10 protein-coding genes are annotated in these 14,506 nt (G+C 73.1%); 5 read left to right on the top strand and 5 right to left on the bottom strand.

Features of this window, described 5'->3' with window-relative positions; genetic code table 11:
• Positions 1-201: 201 nt before the first annotated feature.
• Positions 202-957, bottom strand: a complete 756-nt coding sequence (locus F9278_RS18585) for a TIGR03089 family protein (protein ID WP_152169370.1) — start codon at positions 955-957, stop codon at positions 202-204.
• Between the two features lie 120 nt (positions 958-1,077).
• Between F9278_RS18585 and F9278_RS18580 the strand changes: the two genes are divergently transcribed.
• Both F9278_RS18580 and F9278_RS18575 read left to right on the top strand, forming a co-directional pair.
• Positions 1,078-2,535, top strand: coding sequence for a peptidoglycan recognition protein family protein (locus F9278_RS18580; protein ID WP_152173941.1), 1,458 nt, complete (start codon positions 1,078-1,080; stop codon positions 2,533-2,535).
• Between the two features lie 277 nt (positions 2,536-2,812).
• A complete protein-coding gene (locus F9278_RS18575; RefSeq protein ID WP_152169369.1) occupies positions 2,813-3,895 on the top strand; it encodes a mannose-1-phosphate guanylyltransferase in 1,083 nt (360 codons plus the stop codon).
• 203 nt (positions 3,896-4,098) lie between these two features.
• Here the strand turns inward: F9278_RS18575 and F9278_RS18570 are convergent, their stop codons facing one another.
• The 4 genes from F9278_RS18570 to F9278_RS18555 form a co-directional block, all read right to left on the bottom strand.
• Complete coding sequence (locus tag F9278_RS18570; RefSeq protein ID WP_152169368.1) at positions 4,099-5,100, bottom strand: DNA-3-methyladenine glycosylase family protein; 1,002 nt, start codon at positions 5,098-5,100, stop codon at positions 4,099-4,101.
• Between the two features lie 151 nt (positions 5,101-5,251).
• Positions 5,252-6,565, bottom strand: a complete 1,314-nt coding sequence (locus F9278_RS18565) for a coenzyme F420-0:L-glutamate ligase (RefSeq protein ID WP_152173940.1) — start codon at positions 6,563-6,565, stop codon at positions 5,252-5,254.
• Between the two features lie 11 nt (positions 6,566-6,576).
• Positions 6,577-7,536 (bottom strand): 2-phospho-L-lactate transferase, encoded by a 960-nt coding sequence (gene cofD / locus F9278_RS18560; RefSeq protein ID WP_152169367.1) that lies wholly within the window; start codon positions 7,534-7,536, stop codon positions 6,577-6,579.
• A 59-nt stretch (positions 7,537-7,595) separates the two neighbouring features.
• Positions 7,596-8,093 (bottom strand): cysteine dioxygenase, encoded by a 498-nt coding sequence (locus tag F9278_RS18555; RefSeq protein WP_152169366.1) that lies wholly within the window; start codon positions 8,091-8,093, stop codon positions 7,596-7,598.
• A 627-nt stretch (positions 8,094-8,720) separates the two neighbouring features.
• Between F9278_RS18555 and F9278_RS18545 the strand changes: the two genes are divergently transcribed.
• The 3 genes from F9278_RS18545 to F9278_RS18535 all read left to right on the top strand — a co-directional run bounded on the left by F9278_RS18545 (position 8,721) and on the right by F9278_RS18535 (position 14,399).
• Positions 8,721-8,984: a WhiB family transcriptional regulator gene (locus tag F9278_RS18545; RefSeq protein WP_003975777.1), complete on the top strand. Its 264-nt coding sequence runs from the start codon at positions 8,721-8,723 to the stop codon at positions 8,982-8,984.
• Positions 8,985-9,231: 247 nt separating this feature from the next.
• Entirely contained in the window at positions 9,232-12,867 is a 3,636-nt protein-coding gene (locus F9278_RS18540; RefSeq protein WP_152169364.1) for a glycosyltransferase family 2 protein, read from the top strand.
• Positions 12,864-14,399, top strand: a complete 1,536-nt coding sequence (locus tag F9278_RS18535; protein ID WP_152169363.1) for a DUF5719 family protein — start codon at positions 12,864-12,866, stop codon at positions 14,397-14,399. The genes F9278_RS18540 and F9278_RS18535 overlap by 4 nt, the downstream gene beginning before the upstream one ends.
• Positions 14,400-14,506: the final 107 nt, after the last annotated feature.

The following is a 14,506-nucleotide window of genomic DNA, read 5'->3' as shown; positions in this document are numbered from 1 at the left end:
GAGTCGTTGCTCCTACGACGATGGCGCCAGCGGGCCCGAGGGGGCGGCCGGGACTAGGCCGAACGGGGGACGGGTGCCTTGTGAAGAGGGGGCTGACCTGCCCTTGAGGGGCGCGGGGAACTGCGCGAAAAGCCATACCGGCCCCGCAGCCGCCGTACGACCGCCCCACCCGCGACGTCACCGCGTCTTCAAGTCACCCCATCACCGCGAAACCGAAGTGACCCGCTCACTCTCGATCCGCTTGGCCAGCGCGTCCTCCCCCAACTGCCCGAGATGTCGGCACAGCACCACGGACCCCCCACTGGCGAGCGGCCCGTACAACCCGGCCGCAAGCCCCTCCCACGTGTCGTACCCCAACCCCGACAACACCCGGGACCCCGGCCCCGTCAGCCCGAGGCCACCCGCGTCCGCGCGCGCCCGCTCCACGACCTCCGCCCCGCTGAACTCCCGCCCGGCCACGACCAAAGCCGCCTCCTCGGGGGAGACGGGCGCGTACGCCACGAACCGGTCGCCCTGCGACGGCACCTCGACGGCGTAGTCGGCGAACCCCGAGGGGGCCTGCGGGAACCGCCCGCCGAGGGGCCGCAGCGCGAGCGCGACCCGCTCCCCGGAGCACGCGCGGGCCGCGTCCAGCGTGTCCGGCCCGCTCACCACGATGTCGGCGGCCCCGGGGTCCCCGGCGACCTCGGCGACCACCCCCACCGACGAACACGCCAGCAGCCACACCGCCGTCTGCCAGTGCGCCGGCAGCAGCAGCGCGACCCGGTCGCCCGGCTCGGCGGACAGCTCGCCCTGAAGGAGGTTCGCGGTCTTGGCCACCCAATTGGCGAAGGTGGCCACGGACAATTCGACCCGCTCGCCCGTGGCGTCGTCGTAGAAGGTCACCAGGGGGCGGGCGGGATCCGCGGCCAGCGCGGATCGCAGCAGGTCGGCAGGGGTGCGGTCGGTGGCGTTCACCCGCGTAAGCGTACGCGGGGACCGTTCGCCCGCCGTGTCCGGGCGGACCGGAATCGCCACCGGTTCGGCGGAGCGCGGCCGACGACCCGTCAATTCCGCGATGGACAGACATGTATGACTATGTCCAGGATCGGACACATGCGTAGATCACGATTCCTCGCGTCCTCGATCGGCGTCACCTGCGCGGCGGCCCTCGCCCTCCCGGCGGCACTCCCGGCGACGGCATCCGCGGCGACCCCGACGGACTCGTCCTCCACCGCACCCCTGGCCCCGGCGCGGATCGCCCCGACAGGCCCGCTCGCGCTCGCGCCCGCGTCCGGCGGCACCCAGTCGCTCCCCCTCGTCGCCCTCGGCGCGGACCGGAACCTCGGTCCGGCCGCCGCCGAACAGGGCCTCGGCAAGCGGGACGTACGGTCCTTCTCGCTGGTCGGTGTCGTCTGGGACAACCCGGACACCGAACTCCAGGGCCGCGTCCAGGTCCGTACCCGCGCCAAGGACACCTCCCGCTGGTCCGGCTGGCAGGACGTCGAGACCCACAACCACGAGCACGCCGCCGACCCGGACACCGCCGAGCGCTCCTCGGGCCGTGTGCGCGGCTCCACCGCCCCGCTGTGGGTCGGCGAGTCGGACGGCGTCGAGGTGCGCGTACGCGCCGAGACCCAGGGCCGTACGACCGCTCCGGGCGTCCAGATGCTCCCGGACGGCCTACGTCTGGAGCTGGTCGACCCGGGCTCCGGCGTCCCGGAGGGCGCTGCGGGCCCGCAGGCCCTGACGGGAGCCGGGCAGGCGGCGGCGGAACCCCCGCCGGTCGGTACCGTGGACACCCCGCGCCTGGGCACGCTGACCGCCGAGTCGGCCGCCGCCTCCGCCGTCAACGCCGATCTCGCGCCGCTCGGCGCCACCACGATCCCGGCGCTGTCGCGCAAGGAGACGGTGGAGCGGCTGGCGAACGTGGCGCCCGGCGCCAAGCCGTACATCGGGCCGCGACCGAAGATCGTCACCAGGGCCGGCTGGGGCGCCGACGAGAAGCTGCGCGAGCGCGACTTCCGCTACACCACGCGGGTCGGCGCGGCCTTCGTGCACCACACGGCGTCCGGCAACAACTACAAGTGTGCGCAGGCCCCTTCCGTCATCCGCAGTATCTACCGCTACCACGTGGTGAGCAGCGGCTGGCGGGACATCGGCTACAACTTCCTCGTCGACAAGTGCGGAAACATCTACGAGGGGCGCGCGGGTGGTGTCGCGAAGGCCGTCATGGGTGCCCACACCCTCGGTTTCAACACGAACAGCACGGGCATCGCGGTCCTCGGCAGCTACACGACCACCAAGCCGCCCGCGGTGGCGGTCAAGGGGATCGCGCAACTAACAGCCTGGAAACTCGGTCTTTACGGGGCGAACCCGAATGGCAAGACATACCTCACTTCGGGTGGTGGCAATCTCTACCCAAAAGGTAAGAAGGTACGACTGCACGTGATCTCCGGCCACCGGGACGGGTTCGCGACCGAGTGCCCGGGGGGGCGCCTTTACGGAAAGCTCGGTACGGCCCGCAAGGACGCCGCCCGCTATCAAGGCAGATAAGGCAGACAAGGAAGACAGCGAGGCGGCAGGGTGATGGGGGGAACCGGGGCGCGAGTCCCGGTCGAACACCAGCGACCCGCCGGAAGTCATGCCAGACACGACCCGCAGCACAGGCCGAGGGCACGCCCGCCGTGCCCTCGACGGACATCACCGTCGACGTGCCTCGCCGCACGCCGACGGCCATCCGCACGGCCATGAAGGCGCCATGGAACGGTCTGCATACACTGGCCGGTCGAATGACAGTTCGGCCGGTCCCGGCAGGAAGCAGAGACGACAGGTGACAGAAGCGATCCTCCTGGTCGGCGGCAGAGGCACCCGGCTGCGCCCGCTCACGGTGCACACTCCGAAGCCCATGGTCCCGGCGGCCGGAGTCCCCTTCCTCACGCACCAGTTGGCGAGAGCGAAGGCGGCGGGAGTCGACCACATAGTTCTCGCCACCTCCTATCTGGCCGAGGTCTTCGAACCCCACTTCGGCGACGGTTCCGCCCTCGGCCTCCACCTCGAGTACGTCACCGAGGAGGAGCCCCTGGGCACCGGCGGCGCGATCCGCAACGCGGCCTCGCACCTCCACTCCGGTCCCGAGGACCCCGTCCTCGTCTTCAACGGCGACATCCTCACCGGCCTGGACATCCGCCGGCTGGTCGCCACCCACGAGTCCACCGGCGCGGACGTCTCCCTCCACCTCACCCAGGTGACCGACCCCCGCGCCTACGGCCTCGTCCCCACCGACGCGACGGGCCGGGTCCTCGCCTTCCTGGAGAAGCCCCAGACCCCCGAGGAGATCGTCACCGACCAGATCAACGCGGGGGCCTATGTCTTCCGCCGCTCGGTCATCGACACGATCCCGGCGGGCCGCCCGGTCTCGGTCGAACGCGAGACGTTCCCGGACCTGCTGGCGGCCGGCGCCCACCTCCAGGGCATGGTGGACTCCACCTACTGGCTGGATCTGGGCACCCCGGCGGCCTTCGTGCGCGGCTCCGCCGACCTGGTCCTCGGCCGCGCCCCGTCGCCCGCCGTCCCCGGCCGCTGCGGCGACCGCCTCGTCCTGCCCACCGCCCGGGTCGCGGGCGACGCCAAGCTGACCGGCGGCACGGTGGTGGGCGAGGGCGCGTTCGTCGGCGAGGGCGCCCGCGTCTTCGGCAGCACGGTCCTGGCAGGCGCGGTCGTCGAACCCGGCGCGGTCATCACCGACTCCCTCATCGGCGCCCGTGCCCGCATCGGCGAACGTTCCGTCCTCACCGGCGCGGTCATCGGCGACGGCGCGGTCATCGGCGCCGACAACGAACTCCGCACGGGCGTCCGCGTCTGGTGCGACGCGCAGATCCCCACGGGGGCGCTCCGCTTCTCGTCGGATCAATAGCCGGGGTGCGTGTTCGGGTGCGGGTGGGTGGGGGCTGGTCGCGCAGTTCCCCGCGCCCCTGAAAAAGCGGGCTGCGCCCTGCTTTTTCGGGCCGAAGAGCCCGGGGCGCAGCCCCGGCTCTTCAGGGGCGCGGGGAACTGCGCGACCAGCCCCCACCGGACCCGCACGTATCCACCCGCCCCCAAGCGGAGCGCAAACGCGCCCTACAACCGCCCGATGTCCCCCCGAGGCATCCGCGGCGCCCGCCGCCCCGGCACCCGCCCCGACAACAACACCAACCGAGCCGCCCGATGCCGCTGCCCCGCATACGGCTCCAACAACGCCAGCATCACGGCGTCGTCCGCGTCCCGATCCCCCGCCAACGCGAACCCCACGATCCCCGGCAGATGCAGATCCCCCACGGTCACCTCGTCCGCCGCCCCATGACTGCGCTGCACGGTCTCCGCCGACGTCCACGGCCCGATCCCCGCCACCAGCTCCAACCGCGCCCGCGCGTCTCCCGGCGCCATCCCCACGGCCTCCTCCAGCCGCCCGGCCACCCGAACCGCCCGCAGAACCGTCGACGCCCGCTTGTCGTCGACCCCGGCCCGATGCCACTCCCAGGACGGGATCAACGCCCACTGCCGAGCCGTGGGCATCACGAACATCCCCGGCGGCACGGGCCCCGGCGCCGGCTCCCCGTACTTCCGTACGAGCAGCCGCCACGCCCGATACGCCTCGTCCGTCGTGACCTTCTGCTCCAGCACCGACGGGATCAACGACTCCAGCACCAGCCCGGTCCGCGTCAGCCGCAGCCCCGGCCGCCGTCGCCAGGCCAGCGCCACGGCCCGATGCCGAGGCACGAAGACATCCGGCTCGTCCAGCGCCCCGAGCATCGAGGGCACCTGATCGAGCAGCCACTCACCCCCGGGCCCCCACGCCTCCGCCTCGACGACCCCGCTCCGCAGCGCGACCCGCAGCGTCCCGGCCCCCACCGGCGTACGGCTGGCCCGCCACACGGACCCGTCCGGCACCGCCCGAAAGGTCGGGTCCCCGGGCCCCCGCCGCAACGGCCCCAGGACGAGCCCCAGATCGAGCGCCCCCTCGGGCACCCAGCTCCGCCGCCTTCCGGCCACCGCCCCCTGCCGAGGCACCCCACCGGGCACGACGACATCCCCACCCCGCACAGTCGTACGAGTGGGCCGCTGAGGAAAACGTCCGGCCAAGGCAGGTCCTAGGTCCTAGGCAGAGATACGGCGCGCTATGAGACTAGGGGCGCTTTCAAGGGGGCGCGGGGAACTGCGCGAGCAGCCCACTCACCCGCACGCCCACCAACCGGAAACCACCCCCGAACAGCAGGCGCACCGCCCCCTGGGGTCACCGCACCTCGATGAACGCCCCCGCATCCCGCCGGCCCCGCGCCGCAGGCGCGACCGCCCCATGCCCCACAGCCACCGCCCCCATCGGATCCCACCCCTCCGGCAACCCCAGCACCTCCCGCACGACATCCCGGCAGAACATCGTCGAGGACACCCACGCCGACCCCAGCCGCTCCCCGGCCAGCGCGACGAGGAAGTTCTGCACCCCCGCGCCCGCCGCGACCACGAACATCTCCCGCTCCGCACCGTCCCGCCGCGCGTCGCCGTAGTGGTGCGATCCGTCCATCACCAGACACGGCACCACCAGATACGGCGCGTCGCGCAGCACGTCCCCGCGCCGCACCCGCTTCGCGATCGACTCCTCGCTCTTGCCGTCCCGCCGCAGATCGGCGATCCACGCGTCCCGCATGGCGTCGAGCAGCCGTACCCGCGACTCCTCGGACTCCAGCAGCACGAACCGCCAAGGCGTCGTGTGATGCGGCGCCGGCGCGGTCACGGCGGCGGCAACGGCCCTCCGTACCGACCCCGGGTCGACCGGCTCGTCCGTGAACGACCGGACCGTACGCCGCTGGGTCACCGCGAGCCGTACGGCCTCGGAGGTGCCGAGCCGGAACATGTCGTCCGCCGCGCCCCGGACCAGCGCCTGCGTCCCCTCGCCATGGTCCTCGGCCACCACGTGTCCGAGCCCCCGGACGACGGCGACGGGCAGCCCGGCGGCCTTGCCCTTCACCAGGTCACCGGCGGCGGCCAGCTCGTCACCGGTGGCGACGACGGTCGCGCTGAGCGGGTTGCCGTGCGCGTCGGTGCCGCCCCTCAGGTCGTCCAGGACGCGTACCCCGGCCGCCCCGATGGCGACGTCCGTCAGCCCGCTGCGCCAGGGTCGCCCGAACGTGTCGGTGACGACGACCCCGACCTCGATGCCGAGGGTGTCCCTGAGGCCGTCCCGGATCGCGCGCGCGGAGGCGTCGGGGTCCTCGGGCAGCAACAGCACGGTCCCGGAAGGTGTGTTGGAGGCGTCGACCCCGGCGGCGGCCATCACCAGCCCCTGCCGGTTCTCCACGATCCGCAGCGCCCCGCGCCGGGCCACCACCCGGACCGTCTCGGCGTCGATCGCGGCCTCCCGGTCGACCGCCTCGACGATCCGGCCCTCCGCCTTGGACACGATCTTGGAGGTGACGAGCAGTACGTCCCCGTCGATCAGCCCCGGTTCGGCCGCGGCGATCAGCTTCGCGAGGTCGTCGCCCTGCCGCACCTCGGGAATCCCGGCCAGGGCCCAGACGCGGTACCCGCCACCGGGCGTCACTCTGTCCATGATCTCCTCGCTCACGCGCCCCGTACCTCCTCCGCCAGCGCCAGCGCCTCGCGGGCCATCTCCGCCGTCGCCTCCAGGTCGGTCATCATCAGCGGCACGGCCCGGCACCGTATGCCGGCGCGCTCGACGCGCTCGACGACGCCCGCGTCCACGGTGTCGACCAGCCAGCCGTCGAGCAGCCCGGAGCCGTAGTGCTCGGCGACGGCCGCGGCCGTGGACTCGACGCCGACGGCGGCGAGCACCTTGTCGGCCATCCCGCGCACGGGCGCGTCGCCGACGATGGGGGAGAGGCCGACGACCGGCACCCCGGCCTCGGCGATCGCCTCCCGGACACCGGGCACGGCGAGGATGGTGCCGACGGAGACCACGGGGTTGGACGGCGGGAAGAGGATGACGTCCGCCTCGGCGAGGGCCTCCAGGACCCCGGGCGCCGGCTTCGCCTGCTCGGCGCCGACCGGCACGATCGCCTCGGCCGGCACGGAGGCCCGCAGCCGCACCCAGTACTCCTGGAAGTGGATCGCCCTACGCTCGCCGTTCTGCTCGACGGCGACATGTGTCTCGACGCGGTCGTCGGTCATCGGGATCAGCCGCACACCCGGCTTCCAGCGGTCGCACAGCGCCTCGGTGACCGCGCTCAGCGGATACCCGGCACCGATCATCTGCGTCCGCACGATGTGCGTGGCGAAGTCCCGGTCGCCGAGCCCGAACCACTCGGGCCCGACCCCGTAGGCCGCGAGCTCCTCCTTGAGATGGAAGGTCTCGTCGGCCCGGCCCCAGCCCTGCTCCTCGTTGATGCCGCCGCCGAGGGTGTACATCACCGTGTCGAGGTCCGGGCAGACCTTCAGCCCGAAGAGGTGGATGTCGTCCCCGGTGTTGCCGATGACCGTGATGTCCGCGTCCGGCACGGCCCGCTTCAGACCGCGCAGGAACCGGGCACCACCGATGCCGCCTGCCAGAACCACAATGCGCATGGGAGAAGTCTCGCAGGCGGGTACGACAGCGGGCCGCCCACCCGCGACCCGCGGCCGGATCAGGCCGTGACGGTCGCCGCCCCCGCCGCGCAGGCCTCCGCGTGCATCGGCATGTCCGTCAGGCCCGGGTAGTACACGTGCAGGCTGATGGCCGGTTCCAGCGTGTCGTTGACGACCTCGTGCGCGTACCCCGGCGCGAACACGCGCTGCGCGCCCGCGCCGAGCACGCGCGTACCCCGGTCGGTGCGCTCGGTCAGTGTGCCGTCGAGCACCGTCAGCACGCCGGAGGAGCCCCCGTGGTCGTGCAGCCCGGTGCCCTGCCCCGGCAGCCACGACAGCAGCCACACCTCGTACCCGGGCCCGGTCTCCAGGCGGTGGTACCAGCGGGTGGTCGCGTCGTACTCGACGAGGTGCTCCCAGCGGGAGCGGTCGTCGGCCAGGGAACGGGCCAGGCCGGCGAACTCGGCCACGGTGAGCGGGTGTTGGCGCGGCGCCTGGAGGAGGTGCGGTACTTCGAGAAGGTCGCCGGCGATCTGGAGGTCGCTGTCGCTGTTCATGAAGTGAGGTGGTCCTCGACGATGAGTGCGTGGGGGAGGGCTGGGTGTCGCGTGAGGAAACAACGGTCGAGCCCGTAGGGGCTCAGTGACAGCCGGAGCGAGTGAGGCTCAACAGCTGGGACAGCAACAGCTACAGCGACGGCGAGCAGCACCGGGGGACCCGGCGGTGCGGGTCGAGGTGAGTGCCAAGTACGCGAGCATGCCCACAAGGACAGCGGTTCACACCTCTGCTGTCAACTTCGCGTCCGGTATATGGATGCCCGTTCACCTCTTCCGGTGCATCCGCGCGACGAAGGGTTTGTGCGTGGGGTGTCGGGGACACATGGCGCACAACCCGGAACGAGTGAGTCGGATCGCGCCGGAACGAGATCGAACTCCTGGGCGTCTTTCCCCGTAAGGAAGGGTGATCCGGTGAGAACTCCCCTCTGCCGCCGCGCTGCTGTCAGGGTTTATGCCGATTTGAACACTTTCCGCATAGCCTTGGTTCCGCAGAGTGAATAAGGGGCTCAATAGCAGATCTCGGCTTGACTCGCCCGTAGCAGCACACTTGTAATTTCACTCGTGTCGTTCAGCCGAAATCGGTAACGGCCGCACGACGGGGACGCGAAAGACGGACGAGGGGCGCACATGACCGAGCTCGTGCAGCAACTGCTGGTCGACGACGCGGACGAGGAACTCGGCTGGCAGGAGCGCGCGCTGTGCGCCCAGACCGATCCCGAGTCCTTCTTCCCCGAGAAGGGCGGCTCGACCCGCGAGGCCAAGAAGGTCTGCCTCGCCTGCGAGGTCCGCTCCGAGTGCCTCGAGTACGCCCTCGCCAACGACGAGCGGTTCGGTATCTGGGGCGGTCTGTCGGAGCGCGAGCGCCGTCGCCTCAAGAAGGCCGCGGTCTGACCCGCCCGGAACAGCGGCCCGGAACAGCACCTCGGAGCGGCGGCCAGGAGCAGCGGCCCGGAAAGACCGCTCGGCGCAGTCGAACAGGAACAACCGAACATGTACGGCCCGTCGCCCGTGGGTTATCCACAGGCGGCGGGCCGCTCTCCTGCTCAGCCGTTAGTGTGGGCCCTCGTCCGAGACGTCCCGCTGTCCTCGCCGGACACAGACGTCCACCGCAGTCCATCGAACCGGGGCCCGTACCTCGATGTCCGTGCACAGCCACACCGCAGCCCACCAAGACGCTGCCACGCCCGAGTTCCCACGTCATGTGGTGACCGCGGTCCTCGTCGCGCACGACGGCGCCCGCTGGCTGCCCGACGCGCTCGCCGGGCTGCTCGGCCAGGAGCGCCCCGTGCAGAGCGCCATGGCGGCCGACACCGGCAGCGCGGACGACTCCGCCCGGCTCCTGTCCGACGCCCTCGGCGCCGACCGCGTCCTGCACCTCGCCCGGCGCACCGGTTTCGGCCAGGCCGTCGAGGAGGCCAACCGCACCGCGGGCGTCCTCACCCAGGACGACCTGGCCTACCTCCGGCGCCCCAGCGGCTGGGACCCGGTCACGCGGAGCTGGCGCGACGACGCGTACGACATGCCGGAGCTGCCCCACGGGGAACCGGTCCAGTGGCTGTGGCTGCTGCACGACGACTGCGCCCCCGAGCCCGACGCCCTCGCCCAGCTGCTGCGGGTCGTGGAGAACGAACGCGAGCTGGGCCGGGACGACGTCGCCGTCGTCGGCCCCAAGCTGCGCGGCTGGTACGACCGCCGTCAGCTCCTGGAGGTCGGCGTCACCATCGCCAACTCCGGCCGCCGCTGGACCGGCCTGGACCGCCGTGAGCAGGACCAGGGCCAGCACGACCACGTCAAGCCCAGCCTCGCCGTGTCCACCGCCGGCATGCTGATCCGCCGCGACGTCTTCGACGAACTGGGCGGCTTCGACCGCCGTCTGCCCCTCATGCGGGACGACGTCGACCTGTGCTGGCGCGCCACCACCGCCGGGCACCGCGTCCTCGTCGCCCCCGAGGCCGTCGTACGCCACGCCGAGGCGTCCTCGCGCGAGCGCCGCACCGTCGACTGCGTGGGCCGCGGCGCCGCCTCCCCGCACATGGTCGACAAGGCGGGCGCGATCTACACCCTCCTTGTCAACTCCCGTACGGCACAGCTCCCCTGGGTGCTGCTGCGGATCGTCCTCGGCACCCTGCTCAGGACCGTCGCGTATCTCGTCGGCAAGGTCCCCGGACAGGCCGTCGACGAGATCCGGGGGCTGCTGGGCGTGCTGCTGCGGCCCGAGCGGATCATCGCCGGGCGGCGCCGACGAGGCCGGTCCCAGCTGGACAAGGCCGAGCTGCGCCCGCTGTTCCCGCCGCCCGGCGCGACCGTCCGGGCCACCGTCGAACAGGCCGCGGGCGATCTGTTCGGCCGCTCCGACACCGACACCTCCCCGGCCGGACGGCACGGCGGCGCGGTCGAGTCGGGGCCCGGCGACGACGCCGACTTCCTCCAGGTCGAGCAGTTCGCCCGGCTCAAGCGCATCGCGCGCGCCCCCGGGCCCCTGCTCTTCACCCTCCTGCTGCTCGCCTCCCTCGTCGCCTGCCGCGCGCTATTCGGCGGCGGCGCCCTCGCGGGCGGCACGCTGCTGCCCGCGCCCGCCGACTCCGCCGAGCTGTGGTCGCGCTACCTGGACGGCTGGCACCCGGTCGGCGCGGGCGGCGCCGAGGCCGCGCCGCCGTATCTGGCGATCGTGGCCATGCTCGCCTCCGTGCTGTTCGGCTCCGCCGGGCTCGCGGTCACCGTGCTCCTCGTGGCCTCCGTGCCCCTGGCCGGCTTCACCGCGTACTTCGCCTCACGGCCCCTGGTCGAGTCCCGGCTGCTGCGCGCCTGGGCGGCCGTCGTGTACGCCTTCCTGCCCGCCGTCACCGGCGCGCTCGCCACCGGCCGCATCGGCACCGCCGTCCTCGCGATCCTGCTGCCCCTCATCGCCCGCGCGGGCGCCGCTGCCGCCGGCCTCACCAACAGCACGGGGGCGCGCGGCAGTTGGCGTGCCACCTGGGCGTACGCCCTGCTGCTGACGATCACCACCGCGTTCACCCCGATCGTGTGGCCCCTCGCGCTGCTCCTCGGCCTCGGGCTCCTCGCCGTGCGCCGCCGCGAGATCACCGCCTACGGCCCCCGGTTCCTCGCCCAGCTGGGCACCCCGCTGCTGATCCTCGCCCCCTGGTCGCTGACGCTGCTGCCGTTCGGCTTCTTCGAGGAGGCGGGACTGGAGTACGGCGGGAGCACGGCCTCGGCGACCGATCTGCTGGGCATCAGCCCCGGCGGGCCCGGCACGGTCGGCGGACTGACGCTCATCGGCGTCGTCCTGGCCGCGCTGGCCGCCCTGCTGCGCTCGGAACGCCAGCCCGCGATCCGGACCGCCTGGATCGCCGCCCTGCTCGCCCTCGTCTTCGCGGTCCTCTCCAACGGCTCCACCTGGGCCGGCCCCGCGACCCTCGTCTACGGCATCGCCCTCCTCGCCGCCGCCACCCTGGGCGCCGACGGGGCACGCCACCGCGTCGCCGAGCAGAGCTTCGGCTGGCGCCAGCCGGTGGCCGTGCTCATCGCGCTCGCCGCCGCCGTCGGCCCGCTGCTGGCCGCCGCCGGCTGGGTGCTCGGCGGCGCCGACGGCCCCCTGGAGCGCCGCGACCCCGTCCAGGTGCCCGCGTTCGTCGCCGAGGAGAGCGGCACCCGCGACCAGGCCCGCACCCTGGTCCTCGACAGCGATTCCACCGCCGAGGTCGGCTACACCCTGGTCTGCGGCTCCGGCGTGCGCCTGGGCGACGCCGAACTCACCGCCGCCGCCGGGGCGAACCAGCAGCTCGACAAGGTCGTCGCCAACCTCGTCGCGGGCTCCGGCGCCGACCAGAGCGACGAACTCGGCGGTTTCGCCGTGCGGTACGTCCTGGTCCGGCCGGGCGCGCCCCGCGAGGTCAGCCGGGTCCTGGACGCCACACCCGGCCTGAGCCGGCTCAGCCAGCAGGACGGCAGTGCTCTGTGGCGGGTGGACCGCCAGGTCTCCCGGGTCACCGTCGAGGCCGCCTCCGGCGCCCCGAAGGCCGTCGCCGCGGGCCCCGTCGAGGTGCACACCACCCTCCCGGACGGCGGCTCGGGCCGTGTCCTGCGCCTCGCCGACACCGCCGACGAGTCCTGGACCGCCACCCTCGACGGCAAACCGCTCACCCCGACCACGGTCGACGGCTGGGCCCAGGGCTTCCAACTGCCCGTGGACGGCGGCAGGCTGGACGTCACCTTCGACGCCCCCGTCAGCCACACCGGCTGGCTGTGGGCCCAGGGTTCGCTGGCCGTGGTCCTCGTGGTCCTCGCCCTGCCCGGCCGCCGCCGGGACGTCGACGACGACCTCCCGGACGAGCCGGTCGCCGTGCCCGCCCAGGACATCACCGGCGACGGCCGCCGCGCCCGCCGCCTGCGCGCCCAGGCGGAGGCGGAGGCCGAGGCCGAACAGTCCGCCGACCCCGATCTGCCGTCCGCTCCGGAGGAGATCCCGGTCGCCGCCCCCGTCCCGCAGCAGCACGGATACGGCGAGTGGGACGACCAGCACCACGCGGGCGCCGAGTACGGCCAGTACGACCAGCAGTACCAGGGCGCCCCGCAGTACCCGGCGGGCACGTACGAGCAGCAGCAGTACTACCAGGCCGACCCCAACCAGGGCGGCCAGTACGACCCGTACGCCTCCTACGGGGGCAACACGGTCTCGTACGACCAGACGTACACCCAGGGCTACGACGCGACGTACGACCCGTCGCACGGCACCGGCGCCGACAGTGAGCGCCCCGACGGGAGCCAGCAGTGAACCGCCAGACCCTGTCCCTGATCGCCGGCGCGACCGCCCTGGCCGCCGTCACCGGCTTCGCCACGCTCTCCGCGCCCGACGCCTCCGGTGACGCCACCACCACGAAGGCCGCCGCCCAACTGCCCGTGCAGCGCACGAGTCTGCTCTGCCCGCAGCCGAGCACCTCGGACATCGCGGAGACCGCGTACACCTCCTTCACCCCCGTCACCGACGGCGCCGGCGACGACGGCAGCGCCCAACTCGTCGCGGCGGGAGCCGATTCGACGGACACCGGCACGGGCGACAAGGACACGGACAAGGACACGGACAAGGGCGAGGACGGCGGCAAGGGCACGGCCGCCAAGCCGGTCGTGGAGGTCAAGGAGCCCGGCAAGCCCGTCGCCGGCAGCACCGACGGCGGCGACTCTCCCGCGCTGATCGGCACGGCCGAGGGGAGGTTCGCGCCCGGCTGGACGGTCCAGGAGACCACCGAGGTCGCCGCGGGCACCGGCCGAGGTCTGCTCGGCGTCAACTGCGCTGCCCCGGACACCGAGTTCTGGTTCCCGGGCGCGAGCACGGCCACGGGCCGCACCGACTACGTCCACCTCGTCAACCCGGACGACTCGGCGGCCGTCGTCGACATCGAGCTGTACGGCAAGGACGGTGAACTCAAGTCGACCGTGGGCGACGGCATCACCGTCCAGCCCCGCTCCGGCGAGCCCGTCCTGCTGTCCACGCTCGCCACGGCGAAGGAGGCCGGCCTCACGGTCCACGTCAACGTCCGCAGCGGCCGGGTCGCCGCCGCGGTGCAGGCCCTCGACGACAAGCTGGGCGGCGACTGGCTCTCCGCCGCGGCCGACCCGGCGGGCACCCTGGTCCTCCCCGGCATCCCGAAGGACGCCACCTCCGTGACCCTCGTCGCCTACGCCCCCGGCGAGACCGACGCCGACCTGAAGCTCCGCCTCGCCTCTCCCAGCGGCGCGATCACCCCGGCGGGCAACGAGACGCTGCACGTCAAGGGGGGTATGACCGCCTCCGCCGACCTGGGCGACATCACCCGAGGCGAGCCCGGGTCCCTCATCCTCACCCCCACCGACCAGTCGGTCCCGGTGGTGGCGGCGCTCCGGGTCGTCCGGGGCAAGGGGGACAACCAGGAGACGGCGTTCATCCCGGCGACCCGCCCGGTCGGCGCGCGCGCCACGGTCACCGACAACCGCGCCAAGGGCACGACCCTCGCCCTCACCGCCCCCACCGGTGCGGCCGAGGTCGAGGTCACCGCGTCCGCCGGCAGCGGGGGTGGGAAGCCGGTGACGAAGACGTTCACGATCAAGGCCGGCACCACGCAGAACGTCGAGATGCCCGCCCCCGGTGGTCTCAAGGGCACCTATGCCCTCACCGTCGAGACCACGTCCGGCGGGCCGGTCTACGCCTCCCGCCTCCTGGAGTCCAGGCTCGACAACGTCCCCGCGTTCACCATCCAGACCCTCCCCGACGACCGGGGCACGGTAGCCGTCCCGGAGGCGCGCCAGGATCTGTCGATCATGCAGAGGTAAGAGGTGAGGTAAGAGGTGAGGTAAGGGGTGGCGGCGCGGGAGCTCGGGGGTGCGGGTGCGTTGTCGTGCGCGGGTCCGGTGGGGGCTTCTCGCGCAGTTCCCCGCGC

Origin of the sequence: Streptomyces phaeolivaceus (assembly GCF_009184865.1) — a bacterium.
Taxonomy (GTDB): domain Bacteria; phylum Actinomycetota; class Actinomycetes; order Streptomycetales; family Streptomycetaceae; genus Streptomyces; species Streptomyces phaeolivaceus.
This window is presented reverse-complemented; position numbering and strand designations above follow the sequence as displayed.